The sequence below is a fragment of the Micromonospora sp. NPDC005206 genome, assembly GCF_040608175.1.
In the GTDB taxonomy this organism is placed as follows: Bacteria; Actinomycetota; Actinomycetes; order Mycobacteriales; family Micromonosporaceae; genus Micromonospora.
On the sequence record NZ_JBEXHU010000001.1, the window covers coordinates 430,665 to 454,725 of the forward strand.

The following is a 24,061-nucleotide window of genomic DNA, read 5'->3' on the forward strand; positions in this document are numbered from 1 at the left end:
GGCCCCGGTCCTCACTTCGTGACCGTGACCGACACGGTGATCGGGGTCGCCGCCCCCTTCGCACCGTTGTTGGTCACCAGCAGCGTGGCGACGTGCGTACCCGGAGCCAGGCCGGTGGTGTCGACGGTGACGGTCAGGCCGACCTTCGCCCCCGGCTCCACCTGACCAGACCCGGCCGCGGACAGCCACGGCACGTCGCTGTACGCCGGAAGCGAACCGTCGACGTGGTAGACCTTGCTGCCGTACGGCCGGCCGGTCGCGTTACCGAGCACCCACAGGTCACCCCGCTCGTCCAGGTCGAGCCCGGCGCCGCTGAGCGGGTTCGGGTCCGGGTCGGGCAGCGAGGCGAGCGGCTGGCAGGTGGCCGGGTCGAGTGCCCAGATCGACTCCTTGGAATCCTGGTTGATGCCCCACAACACGTTGTGTTCCTCGTTGAGGGCCAGCCCGGTCATCCATGGGATGGGCGGGGTGCACTCGCCCAGCACCGACCCGGGCTGCGGGTGGGACAGGCCGGCGAGGTGCCGGATGACCCCGTCGCCGCTGAGGTAGAAGGTGTCGTCCGACGCGCGGTGGGCCAGCCCGTAGTAGAGCTTGCCGGCCCACGGCCCGGTGATGGTCTCCTTCACCTCCAAGGTGTCCGGGTCGAAGCACACGATCGGCAGGTCCCCGACGAACGACATCTTCGGCGCGCACATCAGGTCCCGGTTCGGCACGTACGCCATGTCCGACGGCCAGCCGCCGATCGGCAGCACGCCCTTGCCCAGCGAGCGGCCGTCGGTGGTGAAGCGCTGCAGCTGCCCGAACAGGTACGAGTTGGAGACGATCAACTCGCCGTTGCGGTACCCGACGCCGAACGCGTTGTAGAGCTCCTTCACCGGGAACGAGCTGAGCACTCGACCGGGGATGCCGGACGGCGGGGTGGGCGAGTTGATTTCCCGGGCCAACCAGGTGGCCGGCAGGTCACCCTGGTTGTTCAGGGTCACCGTCGCGGTCCGGGTCACCCCGGCCCGCGCGGTCAGCGCGACCGCGTTCCGGTTGGTCAGCAGCAGCGGCGTACGCAGTGCCAGGTCGCGCTTGACCACCTTGGCCTCCGCCACGGCGACCGACGTGCTCGGCAGGTCGTAGCCCGGTTGCAGGGCGGTCACGGTGACCGGTCCGACCGGCGCCTCCAACTGGTAGAAGCCGTCCGGGTCGGTGGTCGCGGTGATCGGCTGCGGCGCGTCCGGTGACTCGACCCGTACCGTCGCGCCGGCCAGCGGCTGGCGGTCGTTGGCGTCGCTCACCGTGCCCCGCAGCAGACCGCGGCCGGGAAGCCGGAAGGTGACCGCGCGTGCGGCGTCGAGCACCTGCTCGTCACGGGAGTACGTCAGCGCGTCCCGGCCGGTGGCGTCCTCGATGCCGACGGTCGCCGAACCGCCGGTCGCCGCCCCGGTGGCGCCGAGCTTGCGGTACTCGATGGTGACGTTGCCGTTCTCACCGAGACGCACCTGCACGTCGACCCGGGTCTTCGGCGCGCTCTTGAGCGCGGCCCGGGTCCAGCTGACCACGAACTGCCGGTTCATACCGGCCCCGGAGACCCGGGTGCGCACGGTCGAGGCGTGGTCCAGGACCAGGTCGTCCCAGAACGCGTAGACGGCCGGGGCGGAGACCGCCGGCGCGGGCAGCGGCCCGTTGTCGCCGACCGAGGTGGTCGCGTCCGCGCCGAAGGTCAGGTAGCCGTCGGTGTGCACGGTGATCCGGCGGTAGGTGCTGCCGTAGAACGTCATCGGGAACGGCAGGTCGAGGCCCCGGCTCGCGGTGTCGCCGGTGAGGGCGAGCACGCTGCCGCCATCGGTCCAACCGGCGGCGGCGGTCCCGGCCCGGTAACCGTGCCGGTCGGCCTTCGCGGCGAGCGCCACGTCCACCGTCTCCGGCCCGTCCACGGTCAACGCCACCGTCTTCGGTGCCAGCCACCGGCCGTACTCGACCAGCACGTCGTAGTCGGCCTCGGGCAGCAGCCCGCTGTAGCGGCCCTTGGCGTCGGTGACGAACGCCGGGAACGTCTCCCCGACGAGCGCCAGCCGGGCACCCACGACCGGCTCACCGGCCGGGTCGGTGACCCGGCCCTGGATGGGCTGCCAGGCGGCGGGCTCGGACAGGTCCAGCGTCGTGTTGGTCGTGCCGCTGGCCGGCACGGTGATCGTCTGCCGCACGGTCTTGCGCGCGAAGAACGACGCGGTCAGCGTGTACTCGCCGGCCGGGACACGACCCAGCTGGACGGTGCCGTGTGCGTCGGTGCGGGCGCCGCGGGTGACCAGCGCGGAGGTGAGGGTGATCCGCGCCCCGGACAGGGCGACCCCGCCCACCCTCGCGTGCACCACGACACCGCCGAGCTGCTCGGTCGAGGCCTGGGTCACCAGGTCGTACGCGTCGAGCCGGCCCTCGCCGTAGACGTTGTTGTCGGCGGGGGTTCCGCCGCACTGCAGGTCGTTGACGTCGTGTGCGGTGCGGTCCAGCAGCTCGCGGGTGGTCACCAGGTCACGGCGCAGGTTGGGCACCGCCGACCAGGCCAACGCGACCGCTCCCGCGACGTGCGGGGCGGCCATCGAGCTGCCGTCGCTCAGGCCCCAGTCGTTGCCCGGGATCGTGGAGAGGATGCCGACGCCGGGGGCGGTGATGTCGGGCCGGACCGTGCCGTCCGGGCCCGGCCCACGGCTGGAGAACGGGGCGATCGTGCCGCCGGCGTCGGTCGCGCCGACCGCGTACGCCAAGGGGTTGATCGCCGGATGGCCGGCCGTGCCGCACGGCTCGGGCATCTCTTCGGCCTCGTTGCCGACCGCGAACACCGGGAAGATGCCGGCGGCGACCCAGGAGTCGATGATCGTGTCGTAGAAGCTGGGGTCACCGTCGTGGCCGCCCCAGGAGTTGTTGATGATGTCCGGCGCGAGGTCGGGGCGGGGGTTCTCGCCGTTGTGGTCGGTGGGCGCGAGCATCCACTGGCCGGCGGCGAGCAGCGAGCTGTTGCTGCAGTAGTTGGCCTCGCAGCCCTTGGCCGCGATCCAGGTGGCGCCCGGGGCCACCCCCGTGATCCGGCCCTCGCCGTCGTCGCCGAGCATCGACCCGACGGTGTGGGTGCCGTGCCCGTAGTTGTCGCAGGGCGTCGAGGGCAGGCAGATCCCGGTCGGATCGAACCAGTTGTAGTCGGAGGTGAAGGTGCCGTCGTCGTTGTTGCCGCGGTACTGCCGGACCAGCGCCGGGTGGTCGTACTGCACGCCGGAGTCGATGCTGCCGACGACGACGCCCTCGCCGCGCGTGCCGTACTCGCGCCAGACCTTGTCGGCGCCGACCGCGCCCAGGTTCCACGGCAGTTGGGTGGTGTCGGCGGACGCTCCGGCGGTGCGGACCGGCTCCTCCAGTCGGGTCCCGCCGATCGCGGTGATCCGCTCGACGTCCGCCCGGCGGGCCACCTCGGTCAGCAGGTTCAGGTCACCGCTGACCTCGATGACGTTCGCGATCCAGTACGGGGTGAAGTCGGCGTGCCGGTCCCGCAGCAGTGAGCGGAGCCCGCGTTGGGTCTTCTCGGCGTGCGCCACCTTGGTCTCGTAGACCCGCTTGGTGCGAGCGACACGTCCGGCGCGGCCGCCGACGGACCGCTCGACACGGTCCAGGTCGCCCTGGTCCAGTTTGGCCTCGTCGGTCAGCTCGACGAAGAAGCTGGTGCTGGCGCCGGTGCGGGCCGGCCCGAGCACGCGCGGGTCCACCTTGCGCAGCGGGTCGACCGCGCCACCGGTGGGCGCGGGCGTGGGTGCGGCCACGGCGACGCCGGTGGGCAGGGTCAGCACGACGGCCAGAGCGGCGCCGATGGCGCTCATGGCCCGGGGTGCCCGGTGTCTGGATCTGAGCATGAAGACGTTCCTCCCTCGGGCGGTCGCCCGGGAAGGCCGACACCGCCGTCGCCGATTCTCAGCCGCGGAGCGCCCGGTGTAGCGGCATGATCGCTGGCGAAGCACGGACATGGCGGGTCTCCGCCATCGGGCGTTGGCCCCACCGACACCGGCGCGCCACTGCGAAGGGGTGGACGTTCAGTCCCGCAGCCGCGTGGACACGACGATGACGAGCACGAGCGGCACGATCAGCAGCGCCGGCGCGACCACCGGCAGGTGCAGGGCGACCAGGGCTCCGACCGCCGCGCCGGTGATCAGGGCCAGCAGGACCTGGGCCTTGGGCCGCAGGCTGTCCCACGGGCTGCGCGCCGCCACGCCGGCGATCAGGCTCGTCAGGGTCCCGGTCAGGTACGTGGAGGACAGGCCCGGCACGCCGAAGCGCTGAATCGCACTGCTCTGCACGCCCAGCGCCGCTGCCGACAGCAACAGGAGCGCGAGGTCCACGTGGTCGTCGTGGTGCGGGAGGTTGACCTCCCAGACGATGAGGAACACGACGAACACCAGGAGTTCCAGGACGAGCGCCCAGGTGACCCGCCGTGGCCAGACGGGGTCGTCCGGCTGGGCCGAGCCGACGAGGCGGGCGCCCGCGAGGACACCGACGATGAAGGCGACGATGGCGCACCCCGAGGTCAGGGCGAGCTCGGCGTCACCTCTACCGGCCGAGAGTCCGAGCAGGACCATGTTGCCGGTCATGACGCTGGAGAAGGCTCCGCCCAGGGAGAGGAAGCCGATGGCGTCGGCACTCCCGGTGAGGAAGGTGAGGACGACGACGAGGGCCTGCCGTCGCCGCAGGAGGCGCTGCCGTCCGTACGGGGTGCTGGAGGGGCGGGTGACGTGGGGCGCTGTGCTCGACACTGTCGGCTACCTCCAAAGATTGTTCTTCGTATACACTTTGCCCCGGATGATTCACGGAGAGGCGATCCAGGTGGCTGAAGATCTGCGGGACAAGCTCGGCACTCAACACCTGCCGCTACGCGACCAGGTCCTCACCGCCCTGCGGACCGCCATCATCGACGGCGACTACCTGCCCGGGGAGCGGCTGACCGAGGACCGGCTGGCCGAGGACTTCGGCGTCTCCCGCAACCCGGTCCGCGAGGCGCTGCGCGTCGCGGAGGCGGAGGGCTTCGTCGTGATCCTCCCCCGCCGCGGCGCGGTCGTCGCCTCCCCGAGCAGCGGCACCATCTCGGACATGTTCGTCGTCCGCGAGCGCCTGGAGGCACTGGCCGCCCGGCTGGCGGCCGAGCGGGCGACCAAGGCGGACGTGGCCGCCCTGCGGCTGCTGCTGGAGCAGGGCCGGGAGGCGACGGAGCGCCAGGACCTGCGCCGGGTCGCCGAGTTGAACAGCGCCCTGCACCTGCGGATCCTCCAGATCAGCGGCAACCCCTGGCTGTCGTCGATCGCCAAGGCGCTGTACCTCCATGTCCAGTGGGTCTTTCGGCTGGGGGCCGCGGAACGCGCACCACACTCGTGGGCCGAGCACATCCAGTTGGTCGACGCCATCGAGTCAGGCGACGGCGACCGCGCCGAGCGGGCCGCCCTCGCCCATCTCGACGCGGCGTCCGCGGCCGCCTACGAGAACGCCGAGGGCGGCTACGGCACCGGCACCCGCTAACGCCCGCACGCGTAGCCCTGCATGCCCCGCGGGTTCGCGCCGGCAGCGAGCACGCCGGTGGCCGGGTCGCGGGTCACCGCGCAGAGCCGACCGAGGCTCCACGCGTCGGAGAGCCGCACCTCGTGCCCGTACGCCCGCAGCGCCGCCAGCACGTCCTCGTCGACGCGGTCCTCCACCACCAGGACACCGGGCTCCATCGCGCGCGGGTAGAACGACCCCGGCAGGCTGACGGTGTGCCACGCGGGCGCGTCGATGGCCTCCTGAAGGGACTGACCGCCGGCGAGGTGACGCAGCAGGAACGGCAACTGCCACTGGTCCTGCTGATCGCCGCCGGGTGTGCCACAGGCCAGCACCGGCTCCCCGTCGCGGTGCACCATCGTCGGGCTCAACGTGGTACGCGGGCGCCGGCCCGGAGCGAGCGAGGAGGCGAGACCCTCCTCAAGCCAGAACATCTGCAACCGGCTGCCCAGCGGGAAGCCGAGGTCCGGAATGGTGGGCGAACTCTGCAACCAGCCACCACTCGGGGTAGCGGAGATCATGTTGCCCCAGCGGTCGACCACGTCCACGTGGCAGGTGTCGCCGCGGGTCACCCCGTCCGCCTGCACCGTCGGCTCCCCCGTCGTCGGGTCCGTCGAGTCGGCCCGGCGGACGACACCGGGTCGGACGTGCGCCGGGAGGTGCGGTTCCGCCCCGTCCGGCCGCCCCGGTCGCAGCTCCGCCGACGCTCGGGCGCCGATCAGGGCTGCCCGCTCACGCGCGTACTCCCGGGAGAGCAGCGCCTTGGCGGGCACGTCGGCGTCGTCGCCGTACCAGGCCTCGCGGTCGGCGAAGGCGAGCTTGAGCGCTTCGACCTGGGCGTGGATGCCGGCCGCGGTCGACGGGTCGTACGCGCCGGGGTCGTCGAGCGCGTCGAGGACGGACAGCGTCTCCAGCAGCACCGGGCCCTGACCCCAGAACCCGGTCTTCGCCACCGAGTAGCCGTGCCAGTCCAGGGTGGCCGGTTCCTCCCAGGTCGCCGAGAAGGCGGCCAGGTCGGCGCCGGTGACGAGCCCGGCGTGCGGGCTCCCGCTGGAGTCCTGGAACGGCTCCCTGCTGAACCGGTCGATCGCCTCGGCGACGAAACCCGTACTCCAGGCCCGCCGTGCGGCCTCGATCTGCGCCTCCCGGTCCGCGCCGGCGGCCTGCCCGGCCTGAACCAGTTTCTGCAGGGTGCGCGCGTAGGCCGGGTTGGCGAACAGCTCCCCCGCCGCCGGAGGCCGGCCATCGCGCAGCCAGAGCTGGGCGGAGGTGGGCCAGTGCTCCTCGAACAGTGACCGGACGGTGGCCACGGTGTCCCCGACCCGACCCAGCAGTGGGTGGCCCGCCCCGGCGTAGCCGATCGCCGGCTCCAGCACCTCGTCGAGGGAGAGCGTGCCGTGGTCGCGCAGCAGGAGGAGCCAGGCGTCCACGGCGCCGGGCACGGCCGCCGCGAGCGGGCCGGATCCGGGGATGAGGTCCATCCCGAGGTTCCGGAAGTGCGCGATGGTGGCCCCGGCCGGCGCCGGACCCTGCCCGCACAGCACCTTCGGGGTCGGGTCCTGGGCGGTCGCCACGATGGCCGGCACCTCGCCACCCGGCCCGTTGAGGTGTGGTTCGACGACGTGCAGGACGAACCCGGCGGTGACCGCGGCGTCGAAGGCGTTCCCGCCGCGTTCGAGGATCCCCATGGCCGCCTGGCTGGCGAGCCAGTGCGTCGAGGACACCATGCCGAAGGTTCCCTGCAGCGTCGGTCTGGTGGTGAACGTCATGACAACACCTCACTCGTATCTGCGGCCCGGACGTCGGGCCCACTGCCGTCCGGTTGGACCAGGTGGCACGCGGCCATGCCGTCGCCGATCCCCACCTGCGCCGGCACCTCCGTCGCGCACCGGTCGAACGCGAGCGGGCACCGGGTGCGGAACCGGCAGCCGGACGGCGGATCCAGGGCGGACGGAAGGTCGTCGCCGAGCAGCACCGGCTGGCGCTGCCGTTGACGGACCGGGTCGGCCACCGGCGCGGCCGACAGCAGCGCCTGCGTGTAGGGGTGGGCGGGCCGAGCGAAGATCCGCTCGCGCGAACCCTTCTCGACAAGCTGGCCCAGGTACATGACGGCGATGTCGTCCGCCAGGTACTCGACGGCGGACAGGTCGTGGGTGATGAAGAGGCAGGCGAACCCGATGTCGCGTTGCAGGTCGGCGAGGAGGTTGAGCACCGACGCCTGCACGGACACGTCGAGCGCGCTCGTCGGTTCGTCCGCGATGAGCAACCGGGGCTCGGAGATCAGGGCCCGCGCGATGCTGACCCGCTGGCGCTGCCCGCCGGAGAGCTCATGCGGATAGCGGCGCGCGACCTCGGCACGCAGACCCACCCGCTCGAGCTCCGTGGCGACCCGGGCCTCCCGGTCACGCCGCGGGATCCGCTTCCCGGACAGTCGCAACGGCTCCGCCACGACCTCGCCCACCAGCATGCGCGGGTCCAGTGAGGCGGCGGGGTCCTGGAAGACGATCGACACCTCACTGCGGTGCGGGCGTAGCTGTCCCCGGGACAGGTGCGTGACGTCCGTACCGGCGATCCGGACCACACCCGCGGTCGGTTCCACGAGCCGCACCACGCAGCGACCCACCGTCGATTTTCCGGAGCCGCTCTCCCCCACCAGGGCCGTGACCCGGCCCCTCGGAATCGTGAGGGACACGCCGTCCACGGCGCGTACCGGGCCGAAGTGCATCACCAGGTCCTCGATGACCAGGGCGTCCGGCTGGGCCGTCATCGGTTCGCCTCCTCGCGCTCGCGGGGCGTCGGGCAGGGGTGCCAGCAGGCCGCGAGGTGGTCCGTGCCGCCGGCCCCCGCCACCTCCAGGGGCGGCGCGGATTCGCGGCACCGCTCGTCGGCGGCGGGGCACCGGTCCGCGAAGGTACACGCGTCCGGCTGGACCGACAGGACGGGCACCAGACCGGGGATCTCCTGCAACCGGTCGGTGCCCGCGTGCCTCCCCGGCGTCGGTGACGCCGACAGGAGCCCGGCGGTGTACCGGTGGTACGGGTGCGCGAACAGGTCGGTGACCGGTGCCCGCTCCACCACCCGCCCGGCGTACATGACGACGACGCGGTCCGCGATGTCGGCGATCACGCCGAGGTCGTGCGTGATGACCAGGATGCTCGTGCCGAGCCGGTCGCGCAGGTCCCGGAGCACCTGCAGGATGCCGGCCTGGACCGTGACGTCCAGCGCGGTGGTCGGTTCGTCGGCCACCAGCACCTTGGGGCCGCAGGCCACCGCCATCGCGATCATCACGCGCTGGCGCATGCCTCCCGAGAGCTGATGCGGATAGTTGTCGACGCGTTTCGCGGCGGACGGGATCCCGACGAGCGTCAACAGCTCGACCGCGCGAGCCCGGGCGGCTCGTCGGGACATCCGTTCGTGGATCTGGAGCACCTCGCCGATCTGCCGCCCGACGGTGAGCACGGGATTGAGCGACGTCATGGGCTCCTGGAAGATGTAGGCGATCTCCTTGCCGCGTACGCGGCGGAGCGCCGACTCCCGGGTGCCGACGAGCTCGGTGCCGTTCAGCCGCACCGACCCGGAGATCCGGGCGCTGCCGGGGAGCAGTCCCGCGATGCTCATCGCGGTGACGCTCTTTCCGCATCCCGACTCGCCCACCATCCCGACGATCTCTCCGGGTGCGAGATCCAGGCTGACCCCGTCGACCGCCGAGACGGTCCCGGTCTCGGTGGGGAACGAGACCGAGAGGTCGCGTACCGCCAGGACGGGTGTGGCGACCGCGGCGGCGGGTCCCGCCCGTTCGGCTGTGGTCATCCCCGGTCTCCCTTCGGGTCGAGGGCGTCCCGGAGGGCGTCGCCGAAGACGTTGAACGCGAGCGCCAGCCCCATGATGACGACTCCGGGAAGGACCGCCGCCCACGGGGCTCGGGCGGCGAACTGCTGGGCGGTGGCCAGCATCGTGCCCAGGCTGGGGGCCGGGGGTTGGATGCCGAGGCCGAGGAACGAGAGCACCGCCTCGCCGAGGATCGCGGCCGGGATCGCGACCGTCGCCTGCACCAGGATCACCGATGTCGCGTTCGGCAGGATGTGCCGGGCCAGCACCCACAGGTCGCTCGCGCCGTCCACGACGGCGGCGGCGACGAAGTCCAGCGACTTGAGCCGCAACGTGTCCGAGCGCACCACCCGGATCACGCCGGGGATCTGGGCGATGCCGATGGCCACGGCGGCGTTGCCGAGGCTGGCGCCCCGGATGGCCGCCAACCCGACCGCCATGATCAGGAACGGGAACGCGAGCAGCAGGTCGGTGAAGCGCGAGATGACGGCGTCCCAGGCCCGGAAGTAGCCGGCCGCTAGCCCGAGCGGAACACCGATGACCAGGGAGGTGGCCACCGCCAGGAGCCCCACCTGGAGCGACGCCCGCGCCCCGAGCATGATCCGGGACAGCACGTCCCGCCCGAGGTCGTCGGTGCCGAGCAGGTGGCCGGGGCTGCCGGGGGGTGCGAACGTGCGGGCGAAGTCGGTCTGGTCGACGGAGTACGGCGCGATCCAGGGCGAGAGCAGCGCGATGACGGCTGCCAGCGCGAGCACGACGAAACTCACGACGGCGAGCGGGTTGCGTCGCAACCGCCGCAGAACGCGCGTACGTCGGCTGATGCTGACGGAACCGGTCTCCGCCATGGGAACGGTGAGGACGGTCATGCCGGATCTCCCGTCACCCTGATTCGTGGGTCGATGACCGAGTACAGCAGGTCAACGAAGAAGTTGATCACGATGTACGCCGTCGCGGTCAGCAGGACGACGGCCTGGATCACCGGGTAGTCCCGCTGGAACACCGCGTCGATGGTCATCTTGCCGAAGCCCGGCAGCCCGAAGATCTGTTCGGTGACCACCGCGCCCGAGATCAGGCCCCCGAGTTGGAGGCCCACCACGGTCACCACCACGATGAGGCTGTTCCGCAGGGCGTGCTGGGTGATGACGGCTCGCGGCCGCAGGCCCTTCGCCTTCGCTGTCCGTACGTAGTCGGAGGAGAGCGAGTCCAGCATCGCCGACCGGGTCTGCCGCATGATGATGGCGGCGAGGCCGGTCCCGAGGATCACCGCCGGCAGGACGATGTGGTGCAGGTTGTCCAGCGGGTCCTCCAGGATCGGCACGAAGCCGGAGGCGGGGAACAGCCCCGTCGCCACGGAGAGGTACAGGATCGCGAGCAGCCCGAGCCAGAAGTGCGGCACCGACAGGCCGATCAGGGCCATGCCGTTGGCCACCCACTCCGCCGGGCGCCCGCGGCGTACCGCCGCGAGCACCCCGGCGCCGACGCCGAGCGCCGTGGCGAGAAGAATCGCCAGGACGGAGAGTTCAACGGTCACCGGCAGGGCGGTCGTGAGCATCGACGAGACCGGCGTACCGGTCCGGATCGACACCCCGAAGTCGCCCTGCACCATGCGTTCCACGTACTGCGCGAACTGCAGTGGCAGCGGCTGATCGAGCCCGTAGTGCCGACGGATGGCCTCCAGCGCCTCCGGCGAACGGTCCTCCCCGGCCAACGCGAGGGCCGGATCACCGGGGAGCGCCCGTACGCCGAAGAACACCACGATCGTCGACAACAGCAGGGTCAGCGCCGACTGCCAGGCGCGGGTGAGGAGATACCGGGCCACGGAGACCTACTTGGCGAAACCGGCGAAGGCCGCGCGGATCACGCCGTCCGGGAAGACCTGCAGGCCCTGGATCTGCTTGCTGACGGCGGTGAGGTTCCGCTGCCGGTAGAGGTAGATCAGCGCGTCGTCCTGCTGGAGCAGCGTGACCACCTGCCCGTACAGCTTCTTGCGCTCCTCGATGTCACCGGACTGGCGGGCCTGGGTCAGCAGGGCGTCGAGCTGGGGGTTGCTGTAGCCGGCGACGTTCTGGCTCGCGCCGGTGCCGACGAAGTTCGTGATGTTGGCGTCCGGGTCGATCCGCCCGCTCCAGCCGAGCTGCAGCAGCTCGAAGTTGCCGCGGTCCTGCTCGTCGAGGAGCGAGGAGTACTCCACCGGGTTGATCTTCAGATCGAACCCGCCGTCCTTGAGCATGGACTGGAGCGCCTGCGCGAGCCGCAGCGTGTCGGGCGTGTTCGACGCGAGGAGCGTGACGGTGTACGGGGTCTGCACGCCCGCCTCGGCGAGGAGCTGCTTGGCCTTGGCGGGGTCGTGCGCCGGGCAGGTCTGCGCCTCGGGCGACGAGAACGGGCTGGCGGGAGAGATGGGTGAGCAGGCGGCGGTGTGGATGCCGTTGAAGACCGCGTCGACCAGGGCCTTGCGGTCGATCGCGTGCTCGAAGGCCTGCCGGACCTTGGCGTTCTGGGCGATAGGACGGTTGATCGGCTTGGGCGGGGTGCGGACCCCGTCGACGTTGCCGATGTTGATGGTGAGGCCCTGGTAGCCGAGGGACTGCGACTGCAGGACGGAGACCGCCGAGTCCTGCCGCAGGGAGGCGACGTCCTGGGTGGAGACGCTGTCGGCGACCTGGGCGTCGCCGGAGCGCAGGTTGGCCGCGCGGATGCTGGCGTCGCTGAGGATGCGCCACGAGATGGCGTCGAGGTGGACCTTGTCGGCCTCGTAGTAGTTCGGGTCCTTCACGACGTCGATGGAGTTCTGCGGCACCCGCTTGGCGAACTTGAACGGGCCGACGCAGACCGGCGCCGAGGCGAAGTCGTCTCCGAGGCCCTGCAACGCCTTGGCGCTCATGATCATGCCGGCGCGGTCGGCGAGGGCGCCGAGCAGGGGCGCGAACGGCTGCTTGAGCCGGAGGACGACGGTCTGCGCGTCGGGGGTGTCGACGCCGTCGATGGGACCGAGTTCGCTCTTGCGCGCCGACCGGTCGTGGGTCAGGTGTCGCTGGATGGTGGCCTTGACCGCGGCGGAGTCGAACGGCGTCCCGTCCGCGAAGCGGGCGCCCTGGCGCAGCGGGATGGTGACCGTCTTGCCGTCGCTGCTCGTGGTGGGCAGGGCGGTCGCGAGCTGCGGTACGACCTGCGCCTGTTCGTTCACGTCGTAGAGCTTCTGGCACATCGCCTGGAAGACGTAGCGGGAGTAGAGGCTGCGCGACAGTGTCGGGTCCAGCGCGTCGGGTTCTGCCGAGAGGGCGATGACCAGCTTGCCGCCCTGCTTCACGGCAGCGGGGTCTGCCGGCGTACCGAAGGAATCCTGGCCTGCCGACTGGTTGTCGCCGGACTGGTTGTCATCCCCGCCGTTCGACACCGGTGAGCAGGCAACGACCGCGCAGGCAACAGCGACCGCCGCCACCGCGGCGCGGAGTGAACGGCGCCGGGGCAGGCTTGTTTCGCTGAGGGAGAGGTTCGTCATGGGGAGCTCCTCGAGTGGACGATTCGGGGAGCGTATGTTGTATACGATGTTCCACGCAAGACCTCCGGGGATGCCTCTCGCCGGGGTTCACGGCTGGCGGGGTCGGCCATGCAGGGCGGCCCGCAGCGCCGGCCCGAAGACGCGCCGGACGTCGGCCGGGGACAGCACACCGATCGAACGGATCGGGTTCAGGTACCGCGTGAAGATCAGCCCACCCAGCACGCCGACCGCCGCGGTGGCGCGTCGCGTCGCGTCGGGCCCGCCGAGAAATTCAGCGACGCGGAGGCGCAGCTCACCGTCCAGGTAGTCGCGCAGGGCGCGCATCGTGTCGTCGTCCTGCACCGCCATCCGGTTCTCGTCGGGCGATGCGGCGTCCCACAGGCCGGTGACCGAGTCGAGCAGGCGGTCGGCCAGGCCGGCCCGGTCACCCCGCAGAGCCTGGTCGAGCGCGGTGGGATCGACGCACAGCAGGGTCAGCGACTGGCTGAAGAGGCCCTGCTTGGAGCCGAAGTGGTAGCTGATGAGCGCCGAGTCGACGCCCGCCGCGGCGGCGACCGCCCGGACCGTCGTACCCGGATAGCCGTGCTTCAGGAACAGCTCGCGGGCGACCTCGGCGATGCGGGCCTTGGTATCCGGGTTGCCGCGGGGTCGACCCCGGGTTTTATTCAACACAGTTGAATAATGCTCCTCCCCGCTGGCACGGTCAACGCCATCAACCCCGCAACGAGGAGCGAGCACATGCGCACCGTCGTCTTCGGCGCCACCGGACCCACCGGCCGCCACATCACCGAGCAGGCCCTGGCCGCGGGCCACGAGGTCGTCGCCGTCACCCGCCGCCCACACACCGTCCAGCCGCGCACCGGCCTCACCGTGGTCGGCGCCGACGTCGCGGACCCGGACGCCGTCCACCGGGCCGTCGCCGGCAGCGACGCGGTCCTGTCCAGCCTGGGTGTCCCGCTCACCCCGAAGCCGATCACCGTGTACTCGCGGGGCAACGCGAACATCCTGGCCGCGATGCACCGACACGGTGTGAAGCGCCTTGTCACGGTCAGCTCCAGCGTCATGGATCCAACCTGGCGGCCGACCGGCGAGTTCTTCTTCAACAACGTGCTGGATCCGCTGTTCAACCGCAGGGTGGGCCGCACCGCGCACGACGACATGCGCCGCATGGAGTCCCTCGTACGCGACAGCGACCTGGACTGGACCATCGCCCGGCCTTCCGGGCTGTTCGACCACCCGGCCGTCACGCGTTACCAGGTGGCGGAGAACGTCGCGGACGGCCTGTTCACGGCACGCGCCGATCTGGCGGCGAGCATGGTGGCGCAGTTGACCGACGACCGGTTCGTCCGCCGGGCGATGGCGGTGATCACCACCGAGACCCGGCCGAGTATCGCCGGTCTGATCTGGCGCGAGGCCGTGCTGAGGAAGAAGTGACGCGCCGGTCCGTTCGTCCGTGCGGTGGACGCGCGACGATCTCGCCAACGTGCGCTATACCGCACAGGTAGATCTATGCCTGTGCGGTATAGCGCCCACAACACCGACCGGGCTGGCCGCGGCCCGCTTTCAATGCGGCACGAGTCGGCCAAGTCGCGGTGGGAAGCGGGCCCCCGGGCCGCCTCCCACCGCGTACTCCTAGTGGCCGGCCGAGTTGTACGCCTGAGCCGTCACCTTGACCTGACGGGCGAGACCGGACCGCGCGGGCCAGGAGATCTGCACCTGACGGGTCTCTCCCGGCAGGAGCCAGAAGTAGTTGTCGTCGTAGCGGGCCGGAAGAACCCGCTTGCCGTGCTGGTCACGCACGGCGAGCCGGACCAGGGCGGCGACCGTGCGGCCCTGGTTGCGGACCGTCGTGGTGACGGTGGACCGGCCGTCGACGACGCGTACGACGCCGGTCGACGTCGACAGTCGGGCCGTGGGCAGATCGTTGAGCGCCCGCATCTGCTCGGCCTCGTCGTACCGCCAGTAGGTGTTCTCCGCGAGCAGCCGGTCGCGGCCGTCCCGCAGCTCCAGCCGGACCAGGTGCAGCCCGCCACCGTCCGGCGTGGCGAGCGGGAAGACCGCCGACGTGGACGACCGGGCGACGTCCACCCGTTGACGCTGGGGCGTGCCCAGTGACCGGCCGTTCAGGTCGTAGCGCCGGGCGGTGACGGTGGCATCGTTGACCGCGGTGGTGGTGTGGTTGACCACCCGCACCTGCCAGGTGCCGGGGTCGGCCTGGACGTGCAGCGGCTCGCAGCCCTTGCGGGCTCCGTAGTAGGCGCCGTTCACGTCGAGGTCGTAGTCGTAGGTCTGCCAGACCGTGCTGTGCCACGCCGGGTGCGACATCCACAGCAGCAGGCCGGTGGCGTCCTGCCAGAGGTTGGCGTTCCACGTCCGCGGCGTCCGGCGTGAGTGGGAGCGATCCCAACTCAGGGGCAGATGCCACGCCGGGAGGCTCGGTCCGCATGCCCAAGATCGTAGAGCGCGTGGGGGCGGCGGTCCACAAGGCCGAACGGGACGAGCCGCCGTGCGCAGGTGTCGGTCAGCTCGCTGATCCGCCCTCGCTGCGGCGCCGGCGATCCCGCCGGCGGTACTCGGGGCGAAGCTTGGCGCTCGCGAACGCCGCCTCCACCGCCGCGGAGAGCGCGGTGATGTCGTACGCGCCGTGGTGGCGCCGGCCGTTGATGAAGAAGGTCGGGGTGCCGGTGACGCCGCTGATGTCGGCGGACTCGATGTCGGCGGCAATTCGGTCGACGCTCTTCAACTTGACCATGTGCTCCCGGAACTGGTCGAGGTCCAGGCCGATCTGTTCGGCATAGCCGAGCACATCGGTGGGATTGAGGGCGTCCTGGTGCGCGAGAAGCAGGTCGTGCATCTCCCAGAACGCGCCCTGCTCACTCGCCGCCTCGGCGGTCTCGGCGGCGAGTTGGGCATGCGGGTGGACGTCGGTCAGCGGCAGGTGCCGCCAGACGTACCGGATGTTGGCGAAGTCGGCCAGCAGTTCCCGGACCACCGGCTCGGCCTGCCCGCAGTAGGGGCATTCAAAGTCGCCGTACTCCACGACCGTCACCGGTGCTTCGCGCGGCCCGCGCACGTGGTCGCGCTCCAGATCGACCGGAGGCATCAGGTCGACGATGGCCTCGGCGACGCCCAGCAGCGCGCGGGCACGCCGCGCCGGCGGGAGCCGGGCAGCAGAGCGGAACACCAGCCAGGTGATGACGGACGAGCCAACCGTCGCGACGAGGATGCCGAGCTTCGCCTCCTCCAGAGCCGGGCCGTGCAGCGCGTGGGTGGCAATCAGGAGAGCGACGGTGAACCCGATGCCGGACACCGTGCCGACCCCGGCGACGGCGACCCAGCCGACCGGTGGCCGGAACCGGTTGCCGCTCAGCCGCGCCACCAACCACGAGGTGACCACGATCCCGGCCGGCTTGCCGACGACGTACGCCGCCACGACGCCGAGCGTGACCGGGGAGGCCACGGCCCTGCCCAGCAGTTCGCCGTCGATCATGATCCCGACGTTCGCCAGCGCGAAGAGCGGCACGACCACGTAGCTCGCCCACGGGTGGTAGAGGATCTGCAGCCGCTCGTTCGGCGACAACGCAGAGGTGAGCCCGGCCCGGGCCGAACGGGCGAGCTGCGGGGTGGGCTGTTCCCGGAAGAGGCGGAACTGGTCGCTCGCCCGCTGCAGTTCGCTGCGACCGGGGGCGTAGGCGTAGGACAGCAGCCCCATCACCAGGCCCACCACGACCGGATCGACACCGGACTCCGAGACCGCGAGCCAGGCCGCCACCCCCAGCAGCGCGTAGACCGGCCCGAACCGCACGCCCGAGGCCTGGACGACCAGGACGAGGCCGAAGATCCCCGCCGCGGCGAGCAGCGCCGTCGCCGAAGGATGTTTCGGGTAGGCGACCGCCAGCACCGCGATCGCTACCAGGTCGTCGATGACGGAGACCGTCAGCAGGAAACCCCGCAACCGATCCGAGAAGCGCGGCCCGAAGACGGCCAGCGCGCCGAGTGCGAGCGCCGTGTCCGTGGCCATCACCGCGCCCCAGCCCGCGGCGGTGGTGCGCCCGGCATTGATCACGAGATAGATCACGATCGGCACGAGCATGCCGCCGAGCCCGGCCAGCAGCGGCAACGCCAGCCGGCGCCGCTCCCGCAGCTCGCCGATGTCGAACTCGCGGCGCAGCTCCAGCCCGGCGACCAGGAAGAAGAACGTCATGAGTCCGCTGTTGACCCAGGTACGCAGGTCGTGGGACACGTGCCAGTCGCCGAGCTGGACGGAGAGGGACGTGCTCCAGAGCGACTCGTAGGACGACATGTGGATGTTGGCCCACAGGAGCGCCACCACCGCAGCGACCAGCACCACTCGTGCGCCGCCGGTCTCGGTGTGCAGGAACGCGCGCAGTGGCGAGTTGAACCGGCCGACCCAGGCGGTCCGGGTGGACCATCGTCGGTGCCGGTCGTCGCTCGTCACGGGACAATCCTCGTCGACCTGATCGCCCCGTGGTTCGGATTCGGACACGCGGCGACCGCCGGTCAGGGTGACGTGACCGCCGCAGTAGCCTGCCGATCATGGCGGACTGGAAGATCCGGCCGGCTTCGGCGGCGGACGTCGACGCGGTGGCTGAGTTGCGGGCCGTGGTGCTGCGGGCGGATCTGGAGCGGCTCGGGCGGTACGACGAACAGCGGGTGCGGCAGCGACTGCGGGACGGGTTCACGCCGGCGCACACCTGGGTGATCGAGGTGGGCGGCGCGTTCGGCGGCTGCGTGTCGCTGCGACCGGCCGAGGACGCCCACTGGCTGGAGCACTTCTACCTGGCCCCGCACCTGCAGGGCAGCGGCATCGGTTCGGCGGTGCTGCGCGGGCTGCTGGAGCGGTGCGACCGCGATGGAACCCTGGTCCGGCTCAACGTGCTGCAGGGCAGTCCGGCGCGGCGGCTGTACGAGCGGCACGGATTCAGACTCGAGACCGAGGATCCGGTGGACGTGTTCATGGTGCGCGAGGTCGGTGGATAGGGAAACGCCCGATTCCCCACCCGGGAATCTGGCATAGCGTCGATCCGGTCCGCCACGAATGAACACTTGTTGCAGCAGCGGCATGATCGGAGAAGTCACGAATGAACAGGGTGCGGCTCCTCGCGTTGGCCTGCCTGTCGGCCATGACGCTCACCGCCTGCGGAGGCGGCACCGCCAGTACCACCGGCTCGTCGCCGTCCGGCCCGAGCGCCGAGCCGAGCGCCGCAGCGGCCGCGTCCGCCACCACCGGCACGGGCTCCGGGTCGGGTGGGGTCACGGCGAGCGCCCTCTGTGACTACCTGCGGGTTGAGCTGCCGGCGTTGCGCAAGGCACCCGGCGAGATCGAGGTGATGGGGCGGCTCGCCACGGGACTCAGCGGATGGTACGACGAGCGGGGCGGAGTACCCGACGGCAGCGAGATCGACAAGCTCAGCCGGGAGCAGTGCGCGGACGTCCGCACCGAGGTGCTCAAGCTGGCCGGGGTGCAGAGCTTCCTCCAGATCTAGCGACGTGGGCACCGACGTGAGAGCGGCGTTACAGCGGATCTGCCGGCACACCGGGAGCGCCCCGACGTAGCGTGAGATCGTGCCGACGAAAGACGTACTCACCAAGGCTGACCTCGCCGAACTTCGCCGCTCGGCGCTCGGGATGGCCGACCCGCTCGGTGTCGCCGCCGACCTGTCCGACGCGGTGCGACAGGACCGGCTGGAGGACCCGGACGACGCCGGCGACGCGCTGACCCTGGCCGCCGAGATCGCCGAGATCCGGGGGAAGTCAGATGCCGCGCTCCGGTACGCGGAGCGGGCCCTAAAGGTGTACCCGTCCGGGGACGACCCCCGGGCCGGGTTCGCCCGGGCGTTGCGGGCCCGGACCCTGTTCCAGGCCGCCGGCCGGGAGGACGAGGCGATGGCGGAGCTGACCGCCCTTCGCCCGCTCCTGCTCGTCCAGCCCGACGCCCCCGCCTACGTGAGCGCGGCGCTGGACTCCGGTGGTCGTTCGGCGATCGCCGAGACGTGGCTGAGCGAGGCGGTGGACACGCTGCTCGGCGAGCGCGCCACCGCCGCCGGAGGGGCGGCGCAGGCCATCACCGCCGTCGAGCCCCCGGTCGAGGTCGGCCCCCCGGAAGCGCCCGGTGTCCTCTTCTTCCTGCTGCAACAGCGACACCGGGTACGCCGGAATCTCAACCTGCCGCACGACCGGCACGACGATCTGGCGGACCGGCTGGAGACCCAGCTCGTCCGTCGGGCGGCGCAGCGCGAGGGCGGCCAGCAGGACCTGATCTTCTGGCCCCGCCCCGAGTTCGACCGCCTGCTGGCCGAACACCCCGACCTGACCGAGGCGTACGGGCCGGACTGGGACGCGCACCGGGCCCGACTGGAGAAGGAGCTGGTCCGGCTGGCGAACGCGGGCGGGACCGGTCTGGGCGTGCTCAGCGCGACGGTGGCCGGCCTGGACGCCCATGCCAGCCGACGGAACGGCGATCCGGCCGACCCGCAGATCCGGGCCGGCTACGCGGGCGAGCTCGCGGCTCGACCGAGTGTGCGGATTCCCTGGCCACCGGAGCGCAACGACGCGTGTTGGTGCGGCTCGGGTCTGAAGTACAAGAAGGACTGCCTGCCACGCTCCCGGAGCTGAACGGGGCAGCTATCGAGCCGGGGTGTGCCGCTGGTAGTGGCGGGCGACGCGGGCACGGTTGCCGCAGGAGGGCTTGCACCATTCCTGACGCGGGTGGTCCTTGACGAAGTAGCGTACGCAGCGTGGCGCGGGGCAGGCGCGCAACAGGTCGCGGGTCGGACCGGCGATGAACTCGATGGCGGCACGTGCCAGCCCCGCGGTGATCGCCAGCCGCGTGTCAGCCGCCTCGCCGTGCCAGGCGAGGGACGGCGTGTCCTCCTCCGCCCAGGTCAGCACCGGCCGGACCGGCAACGCCCCAGCGGCCTGGTTGAGCCGGGCGACCGCCTCCTGTGGAGAGAGCAGCGAGGCGGAGTCGGCCCGGCTCGGCGGGCCTGGGCGGACCGCCACCGCGAAGAGGGTTCGCGCGGCGCGGCGCACCGCGACCACGTCGAGCCGGGTCCGCTCGTCGACCACGCCGCCAGGAATCTCGAACCCGCCTACGTACTCCCGCAGTGGCTCGGCCTGCTCTCGGAGCCAGGCGGTCAAGCCGGCGAGGTCGGCGAGGTCATCGGCGACGCCGCCGTTGCCGTCATGTCGAATCGTGCTGACCAGGGCGAGCGCGAGCTGGGCTGACATCGGACCCCTCCTGTTCCGGCTTGTGTGGCCGACGCCGGCCAGTGTAGCTTCCCTAATGCCTTTTCCGTAGATAACCATTAGGGGCCGTCGTGTTGGTCATCGCGCACCTCAGTGACACTCACATCGACAGCCACCCCCGATCGGCCGAGCGGACCGCCCGGGTGATGGACCACCTGCACGCCCTGCCACGACCGGTCGACGCGATCCTGATCACCGGGGACATCGCCGACCATGGCGAGGTGGCCGAATACGAGACCGCCGCCAAGCTCTTCGACTCCCCGCTGCCGGTCATGATCTGTCCCGGCAACCACGATGTGCGCGACGCGTACCGCAAGGGTCTACTCGGCGACGACCGTGGCGGCACCGGCCCGATCAACACCCGGTACGACGTGGCCGGTGCGGTCTTCCTCCTTGCCGACTCCTCCGTGCCCGGCGAGGACGACGGCCACCTGGACGAGGAGACCGTGACGTGGCTCGCCGACGAACTGGGTTCGGTGCCGGCCGAGACGCCGACGTTCATCGCCCTCCATCACCCGCCGGTCGTGCTGCACCACCCGGTCATCGACCCCATGCGACTGCTGCCCGCCGACCCCCTGGCCGACCTGGTCACCGCCCACCCGCAGGTCGTCGCCGTGCTGACCGGGCATTTCCACACCGCCGCCGCGAGCACCTTCGCCGGCCGCCCACTGCGAATCGCGCCGGGGGTGGTCTCCACCCTTCGGATGCCCTGGGAGGGCGAGGGACGGTTGACCACCCAGGCCCAGCCACCCGGCGTCGCATTCCACGTGTACGACGACACCGGCCTGCTCACGACCCACTACCGGGTCGTGGTATGAGCACGCATGGGGTCGCCGTGCTCGGCTTTCTGGTCGCCGTCGCGCCGATCACCACCACGCCGGGAGCGAGCCTGACGCTGGTCGTCTCGCGCGTGGCCACCGGCGGGCGGTGGCAGGGGTGGTGGGTGATCCTCGGTACGGTCACCGGGCTGTACGTGCACGCCACCCTGGCCGCCGTCGGCCTGGCCGCGCTGGTGCTTCGCTCGTCGCAGGCGTTCTGGGTCGTCAAGCTGGTGGGTGCCGCCTACCTGGTCGGGCTCGGGCTCTGGCTTCTCTGGTCCGCGACCTACCGCCGCACAGCGGCCAGGTCAGGGGCGTCGGGCGTGGCCGCGGCGGAGGAGACGCCGACGACCACGGGCCGGCCCGCTCCGGTCCGCATCCGGAGGCTTCCGTGGCGCGTCCACCACCCCTACCTCCAGGGGCTGCTGAGCAACGTCCTGAATCCCAAGGCGGCCGCCATCTACCTCACCCTCGCGCCGCAGTTCCTCGAACCGGGCCGACCGGTGCTGGTGCCGATGTTGCTTCTCGCCACGGCGCACGCCGCGCTGCACAGCTGCTGGCTCGCGGGATGGACCGCCGTCTCCGGTGCCGCCGCCCGGCTGCTCCGCACGGCCAGCGTTCGACGCATGCTCGATCGGCTGACCGGCGTGATCCTGCTCGGCCTCGGTGTGCGGTCCGTGGTGGCCTGAGCCCGAGTGCCCGCCCGGGTGCGCGCCGCCCGCGGCGGCCACGACGGTGGCTGGCCGGCCGGGCCGTTATCGGAGGATCTCGGCCAGCTCGGACAGGTCGGCAATCTCGTACGCGACCGGGGCATCGCGCGGCGCGGTCTGCCCCCGGTGGTTGACCCAGACGGCCCGGATGCCCGCCGCGTGCGCCCCACCCACGTCGGCGGTGAGCGAGTCACCGACATGCAGCACCTCGTGCGCCTCCAACCCGAGGGCGGCGAGCGCCCGATCGAACATGGCCCGGTCCGGCTTGTACGCGCCGGTGGCCTCGCTGGTCACCACGGCCGTGGAGGCCAGGCCGTGGTGAGCCATCGCGGCACGCACGTCGTCCGTGTCCACATCGGACACCAGGCAGATCGGCACGGTGACGCGGGACAGGAACTCACGGGTGCCGGGCCGCAGCGGTGGCGAGCGCCAGTACCTGAACTGCGCCGCGCACAGGGCGGCCGGGTCAGCCGCGCGGCCGGCGTCGGCCATCACCGAAGCCAGACTCGTCATCGCGCTGTCCCGCAACGAGCGGAACCGCGCTCGCACATTGGGGGCTGACACACCCCGCGCGTACCGATAGCGTCCTTCCCTGGACGATCACGGTCCGCCCGCCACCGCCGGAGGAGACGCCGATGTTCGAGGAGTTCATGGGCATCCCCGCCCACCCTCTCGTGTTGCACGCCGCGGTCGTGTTCGTGCCGCTGCTGGCCCTCCTGACCGTGGCGTATGCGCTCGTCGCGCCTGTCCGGCCACACACCCGCTGGGTGCTGGGGCTGCTCGCGCTGGGCGCGCCGCTCGCCGCGCTGCTCGCGAAGCTCTCCGGTGACGCCTTCTTCGCCCGCATGCGGTCCGCCAACCGGGTCACCCCCGAGTTCGTGCCGAAGATCGAGGCCCACCAGCAGTTCGGCGACATCACGCTCTGGGCCACCATCGGGCTGGCGATCATTGCGCTGGCACTGGTTCGGTTCGTCCCGCCCCGAGCCGAGGCGAGCGAGACCGGAGGCGGTGGCACGGGTCGGGCGCTGACCCTGGCGTTGCAGGTGCTGTCGCTGGTGGCCGCGGGCGTCGCCCTGTACTACGTGATCCGCACCGGCGACTCCGGCGCGAAGGTGGTATGGACGGGTCAATGACCTGACCAGGCGGTGCGGGGTCAGCGTCGGCTGGCCCGGTCGATGCCCTGGTGCACCCGCGCGGTGCGGTCGATCAGCTCGCGCAGCGCGCTCTCGTCGACGGTGTCGAGCCGTTTCAGGTAGAGGCAGCCCTTTCCGGTGCGGTGGGGGCCGAGGCGTTCGAGGATCGGGCCGTACCGATCCTCGAAACCGCCCACGAGGTAGACGACGAGGTGCTGCTTGCGCGGTGAGAAACCCACCAGCGGCGCGTCGCCCGTACGCCCGCTGTCGTAGGTGTAGTGGTAGCTGCCGAAGCCGACGATGCTCGGACCCCACAGCACCGCCGGCTCGCCGGTCACCTCGCCCATGAGCGCGCGGAGCCGCCCCGCGTCGGCCCGCCTACGCTCGTCGGGAACCGCCGCCAGGAAATCATCGACGCTGACCTCGGTCGGAGCTGTCACCGGCTCTTTCGATGCCGCCATGACGGGATGCTCTCACGCCCGTACGACGAGGCGCCGACGCACAGGTCAGGCCACATCCTGGCGCGCTCGCCAGGAGAGAGCGACGAGCCACCCCGAAATGATCACCGCTCCAACGGCGAAGCGGATGCTCGCGCTCTCCTCGCTCCACGGCAGGGCGGTGAGCACGAACGCGACGACCCCGCTGGCGGCGCTGTGGACCGCCCAACCCCGCCGCCCCTGGCCGGCGAACCGCCGGGCGAACAGCAGACCCGCCGCGATCAGCGACAGGAACGCCGCGGCGCCACAGACCGTGTGCAGGACGCTGCCCGTGCTGGCGTGGGCGGCAAGCCCCGCCGGGGCGCCCGGCGGCCAGCCGAGCGCTGGGTCGGGCACGAAGATGCCGCCACCGACCATCGCCGCCCCGTAGACGCCGACCAGCACCGGCCCCACCGTGCCGGCCCGGCCCGGACGCAGCACCCACCACAGGCCCACCGCGAAGGCGAGAGCCAGCAGGCCGGTGCCCACGAACGCGACGAACTGCAACCAACCGAGGTCACCGAGGGTGAGCGAGCTCAACGCGTGGCGGCGCAGGTCGAACCCGGATCTGGTGAAGGCCTGCCCGAACGACAGGGCCGGGAAGAGGACACCGGCGACCGTGCCGCAGCTCAGGAGGAGTCGGGTGCGGCGTTGGACGGACACGACCCGCTCGGGGGCAGGGGTCAAGGACGTCATGTGGATACCTCTCGTGTCGGCGTCACGTGTTCTACCGTCACGACGAACGAGACCCGGCCGGATCGACACCACCGGC

22 protein-coding genes and 1 pseudogene are annotated in these 24,061 nt (G+C 71.5%); 8 read left to right on the top strand and 15 right to left on the bottom strand.

Annotated features, from left to right (window positions below; genetic code table 11):
• Positions 1 to 11: 11 nt before the first annotated feature.
• Both ABZU69_RS02035 and ABZU69_RS02040 read right to left on the bottom strand, forming a co-directional pair.
• Complete coding sequence (locus ABZU69_RS02035) at positions 12 to 3,884, bottom strand: S8 family serine peptidase (protein WP_354962552.1); 3,873 nt, start codon at positions 3,882 to 3,884, stop codon at positions 12 to 14.
• Positions 3,885 to 4,061: 177 nt separating this feature from the next.
• Positions 4,062 to 4,778 (bottom strand): YoaK family protein, encoded by a 717-nt coding sequence (locus tag ABZU69_RS02040; protein ID WP_354962553.1) that lies wholly within the window; start codon positions 4,776 to 4,778, stop codon positions 4,062 to 4,064.
• A 46-nt stretch (positions 4,779 to 4,824) separates the two neighbouring features.
• Here ABZU69_RS02040 and ABZU69_RS02045 point away from each other — a divergent pair, with 46 nt between their 5' ends.
• Complete coding sequence (locus ABZU69_RS02045) at positions 4,825 to 5,535, top strand: GntR family transcriptional regulator (protein WP_354962554.1); 711 nt, start codon at positions 4,825 to 4,827, stop codon at positions 5,533 to 5,535.
• Here the strand turns inward: ABZU69_RS02045 and ABZU69_RS02050 are convergent.
• The 7 genes from ABZU69_RS02050 to ABZU69_RS02080 form a co-directional block, all read right to left on the bottom strand.
• Positions 5,532 to 7,322: a gamma-glutamyltransferase family protein gene (locus ABZU69_RS02050; RefSeq protein ID WP_354962555.1), complete on the bottom strand. Its 1,791-nt coding sequence runs from the start codon at positions 7,320 to 7,322 to the stop codon at positions 5,532 to 5,534. The two genes, ABZU69_RS02045 and ABZU69_RS02050, sit on opposite strands and share 4 nt — an antisense overlap.
• Entirely contained in the window at positions 7,319 to 8,320 is a 1,002-nt protein-coding gene (locus tag ABZU69_RS02055) for an oligopeptide/dipeptide ABC transporter ATP-binding protein (RefSeq protein ID WP_354962556.1), read from the bottom strand. Before ABZU69_RS02055 ends, ABZU69_RS02050 begins: the two co-directional genes overlap by 4 nt.
• Complete coding sequence (locus ABZU69_RS02060; RefSeq protein WP_354962557.1) at positions 8,317 to 9,363, bottom strand: ABC transporter ATP-binding protein; 1,047 nt, start codon at positions 9,361 to 9,363, stop codon at positions 8,317 to 8,319. Before ABZU69_RS02060 ends, ABZU69_RS02055 begins: the two co-directional genes overlap by 4 nt.
• The gene (locus tag ABZU69_RS02065; RefSeq protein ID WP_354962558.1) at positions 9,360 to 10,247 is read right to left on the bottom strand and encodes an ABC transporter permease; all 888 of its coding nucleotides are present in this window, start codon (positions 10,245 to 10,247) and stop codon (positions 9,360 to 9,362) included. The genes ABZU69_RS02060 and ABZU69_RS02065 overlap by 4 nt, the downstream gene beginning before the upstream one ends.
• Positions 10,244 to 11,200, bottom strand: a complete 957-nt coding sequence (locus tag ABZU69_RS02070) for an ABC transporter permease (RefSeq protein WP_354962559.1) — start codon at positions 11,198 to 11,200, stop codon at positions 10,244 to 10,246. Before ABZU69_RS02070 ends, ABZU69_RS02065 begins: the two co-directional genes overlap by 4 nt.
• A gap of 6 nt (positions 11,201 to 11,206) precedes the next feature.
• On the bottom strand, positions 11,207 to 12,883 hold the full coding sequence (locus ABZU69_RS02075) for an ABC transporter substrate-binding protein (RefSeq protein WP_354962560.1): 1,677 nt from the start codon (positions 12,881 to 12,883) through the stop codon (positions 11,207 to 11,209).
• A gap of 87 nt (positions 12,884 to 12,970) precedes the next feature.
• Positions 12,971 to 13,555 carry a TetR family transcriptional regulator gene (locus ABZU69_RS02080; RefSeq protein ID WP_354962561.1) on the bottom strand — a complete coding sequence of 195 codons (585 nt, stop codon included), beginning with the start codon at positions 13,553 to 13,555 and terminating at the stop codon, positions 12,971 to 12,973.
• Between the two features lie 9 nt (positions 13,556 to 13,564).
• Between ABZU69_RS02080 and ABZU69_RS02085 the strand changes: the two genes are divergently transcribed.
• The gene (locus tag ABZU69_RS02085) at positions 13,565 to 14,317 is read left to right on the top strand and encodes an NAD(P)H-binding protein (RefSeq protein ID WP_354962562.1); all 753 of its coding nucleotides are present in this window, start codon (positions 13,565 to 13,567) and stop codon (positions 14,315 to 14,317) included.
• 198 nt (positions 14,318 to 14,515) lie between these two features.
• On the opposite strand, the gene ABZU69_RS02090 is transcribed toward ABZU69_RS02085, so the two are convergent.
• Entirely contained in the window at positions 14,516 to 15,208 is a 693-nt protein-coding gene (locus ABZU69_RS02090; RefSeq protein ID WP_354962563.1) for a glycoside hydrolase family 2 protein, read from the bottom strand.
• A gap of 247 nt (positions 15,209 to 15,455) precedes the next feature.
• Positions 15,456 to 17,342: pseudogene (gene nhaA / locus ABZU69_RS02095) on the bottom strand (Na+/H+ antiporter NhaA); the annotation flags it as partial.
• A gap of 98 nt (positions 17,343 to 17,440) precedes the next feature.
• Between nhaA and ABZU69_RS02100 the strand changes: the two are divergent.
• The 3 genes from ABZU69_RS02100 (at position 17,441) to ABZU69_RS02110 (ending at position 19,519) form a co-directional block, all read left to right on the top strand.
• Complete coding sequence (locus ABZU69_RS02100) at positions 17,441 to 17,884, top strand: GNAT family N-acetyltransferase (RefSeq protein ID WP_354962564.1); 444 nt, start codon at positions 17,441 to 17,443, stop codon at positions 17,882 to 17,884.
• 101 nt (positions 17,885 to 17,985) lie between these two features.
• On the top strand, positions 17,986 to 18,390 hold the full coding sequence (locus ABZU69_RS02105) for a hypothetical protein (protein WP_354962565.1): 405 nt from the start codon (positions 17,986 to 17,988) through the stop codon (positions 18,388 to 18,390).
• A 79-nt stretch (positions 18,391 to 18,469) separates the two neighbouring features.
• On the top strand, positions 18,470 to 19,519 hold the full coding sequence (locus ABZU69_RS02110) for an SEC-C domain-containing protein (RefSeq protein ID WP_354962566.1): 1,050 nt from the start codon (positions 18,470 to 18,472) through the stop codon (positions 19,517 to 19,519).
• 9 nt (positions 19,520 to 19,528) lie between these two features.
• On the opposite strand, the gene ABZU69_RS02115 is transcribed toward ABZU69_RS02110, so the two are convergent.
• On the bottom strand, positions 19,529 to 20,134 hold the full coding sequence (locus ABZU69_RS02115) for an ABATE domain-containing protein (protein WP_354962567.1): 606 nt from the start codon (positions 20,132 to 20,134) through the stop codon (positions 19,529 to 19,531).
• An 89-nt stretch (positions 20,135 to 20,223) separates the two neighbouring features.
• On the opposite strand from ABZU69_RS02115, the gene ABZU69_RS02120 reads away from it, so the two are divergent.
• Together ABZU69_RS02120 and ABZU69_RS02125 are read left to right on the top strand one after the other, a co-directional pair.
• Positions 20,224 to 20,970 carry a metallophosphoesterase gene (locus ABZU69_RS02120; protein WP_354962568.1) on the top strand — a complete coding sequence of 249 codons (747 nt, stop codon included), beginning with the start codon at positions 20,224 to 20,226 and terminating at the stop codon, positions 20,968 to 20,970.
• The gene (locus ABZU69_RS02125; RefSeq protein ID WP_354962569.1) at positions 20,967 to 21,659 is read left to right on the top strand and encodes a LysE family translocator; all 693 of its coding nucleotides are present in this window, start codon (positions 20,967 to 20,969) and stop codon (positions 21,657 to 21,659) included. The genes ABZU69_RS02120 and ABZU69_RS02125 overlap by 4 nt, the downstream gene beginning before the upstream one ends.
• Before the next feature lie 66 nt (positions 21,660 to 21,725).
• Here the strand turns inward: ABZU69_RS02125 and ABZU69_RS02130 are convergent, their stop codons facing one another.
• The gene (locus ABZU69_RS02130; protein WP_354962570.1) at positions 21,726 to 22,193 is read right to left on the bottom strand and encodes an HAD family hydrolase; all 468 of its coding nucleotides are present in this window, start codon (positions 22,191 to 22,193) and stop codon (positions 21,726 to 21,728) included.
• Between the two features lie 122 nt (positions 22,194 to 22,315).
• On the opposite strand from ABZU69_RS02130, the gene ABZU69_RS02135 reads away from it, so the two are divergent.
• Positions 22,316 to 22,813 carry a DUF2231 domain-containing protein gene (locus tag ABZU69_RS02135; RefSeq protein ID WP_354962571.1) on the top strand — a complete coding sequence of 166 codons (498 nt, stop codon included), beginning with the start codon at positions 22,316 to 22,318 and terminating at the stop codon, positions 22,811 to 22,813.
• Positions 22,814 to 22,833: 20 nt separating this feature from the next.
• Here ABZU69_RS02135 and ABZU69_RS02140 read toward each other — a convergent pair whose 3' ends face one another.
• Together ABZU69_RS02140 and ABZU69_RS02145 are read right to left on the bottom strand one after the other, a co-directional pair.
• Positions 22,834 to 23,274: a DUF1801 domain-containing protein gene (locus tag ABZU69_RS02140; protein ID WP_354962572.1), complete on the bottom strand. Its 441-nt coding sequence runs from the start codon at positions 23,272 to 23,274 to the stop codon at positions 22,834 to 22,836.
• A gap of 45 nt (positions 23,275 to 23,319) precedes the next feature.
• Complete coding sequence (locus ABZU69_RS02145; protein ID WP_354962573.1) at positions 23,320 to 23,985, bottom strand: DUF998 domain-containing protein; 666 nt, start codon at positions 23,983 to 23,985, stop codon at positions 23,320 to 23,322.
• Positions 23,986 to 24,061: the final 76 nt, after the last annotated feature.

What these genes read in the sequence shown, in the direction of transcription:
- ABZU69_RS02060 (WP_354962557.1), bottom strand. Translation starts at nt 9,363, where the DNA reads ATGACCACAGCCGAACGGGCGGGACCCGCCGCCGCGGTCGCCACACCC.
- ABZU69_RS02065 (WP_354962558.1), bottom strand. Translation starts at nt 10,247, where the DNA reads ATGACCGTCCTCACCGTTCCCATGGCGGAGACCGGTTCCGTCAGCATC.
- ABZU69_RS02055 (WP_354962556.1), bottom strand. Translation starts at nt 8,320, where the DNA reads ATGACGGCCCAGCCGGACGCCCTGGTCATCGAGGACCTGGTGATGCAC.
- ABZU69_RS02075 (WP_354962560.1), bottom strand. Translation starts at nt 12,883, where the DNA reads ATGACGAACCTCTCCCTCAGCGAAACAAGCCTGCCCCGGCGCCGTTCA.
- ABZU69_RS02090 (WP_354962563.1), bottom strand. Translation starts at nt 15,208, where the DNA reads ATGTCGCACCCGGCGTGGCACAGCACGGTCTGGCAGACCTACGACTAC.
- ABZU69_RS02045 (WP_354962554.1), top strand. Translation starts at nt 4,825, where the DNA reads ATGATTCACGGAGAGGCGATCCAGGTGGCTGAAGATCTGCGGGACAAG.
- ABZU69_RS02125 (WP_354962569.1), top strand. Translation starts at nt 20,967, where the DNA reads ATGAGCACGCATGGGGTCGCCGTGCTCGGCTTTCTGGTCGCCGTCGCG.
- ABZU69_RS02145 (WP_354962573.1), bottom strand. Translation starts at nt 23,985, where the DNA reads ATGACGTCCTTGACCCCTGCCCCCGAGCGGGTCGTGTCCGTCCAACGC.
- ABZU69_RS02105 (WP_354962565.1), top strand. Translation starts at nt 17,986, where the DNA reads ATGAACAGGGTGCGGCTCCTCGCGTTGGCCTGCCTGTCGGCCATGACG.
- ABZU69_RS02100 (WP_354962564.1), top strand. Translation starts at nt 17,441, where the DNA reads ATGGCGGACTGGAAGATCCGGCCGGCTTCGGCGGCGGACGTCGACGCG.
- ABZU69_RS02135 (WP_354962571.1), top strand. Translation starts at nt 22,316, where the DNA reads ATGTTCGAGGAGTTCATGGGCATCCCCGCCCACCCTCTCGTGTTGCAC.
- ABZU69_RS02130 (WP_354962570.1), bottom strand. Translation starts at nt 22,193, where the DNA reads ATGACGAGTCTGGCTTCGGTGATGGCCGACGCCGGCCGCGCGGCTGAC.
- ABZU69_RS02140 (WP_354962572.1), bottom strand. Translation starts at nt 23,274, where the DNA reads ATGGCGGCATCGAAAGAGCCGGTGACAGCTCCGACCGAGGTCAGCGTC.
- ABZU69_RS02035 (WP_354962552.1), bottom strand. Translation starts at nt 3,884, where the DNA reads ATGCTCAGATCCAGACACCGGGCACCCCGGGCCATGAGCGCCATCGGC.
- ABZU69_RS02115 (WP_354962567.1), bottom strand. Translation starts at nt 20,134, where the DNA reads ATGTCAGCCCAGCTCGCGCTCGCCCTGGTCAGCACGATTCGACATGAC.
- ABZU69_RS02085 (WP_354962562.1), top strand. Translation starts at nt 13,565, where the DNA reads ATGCTCCTCCCCGCTGGCACGGTCAACGCCATCAACCCCGCAACGAGG.
- ABZU69_RS02050 (WP_354962555.1), bottom strand. Translation starts at nt 7,322, where the DNA reads ATGACGTTCACCACCAGACCGACGCTGCAGGGAACCTTCGGCATGGTG.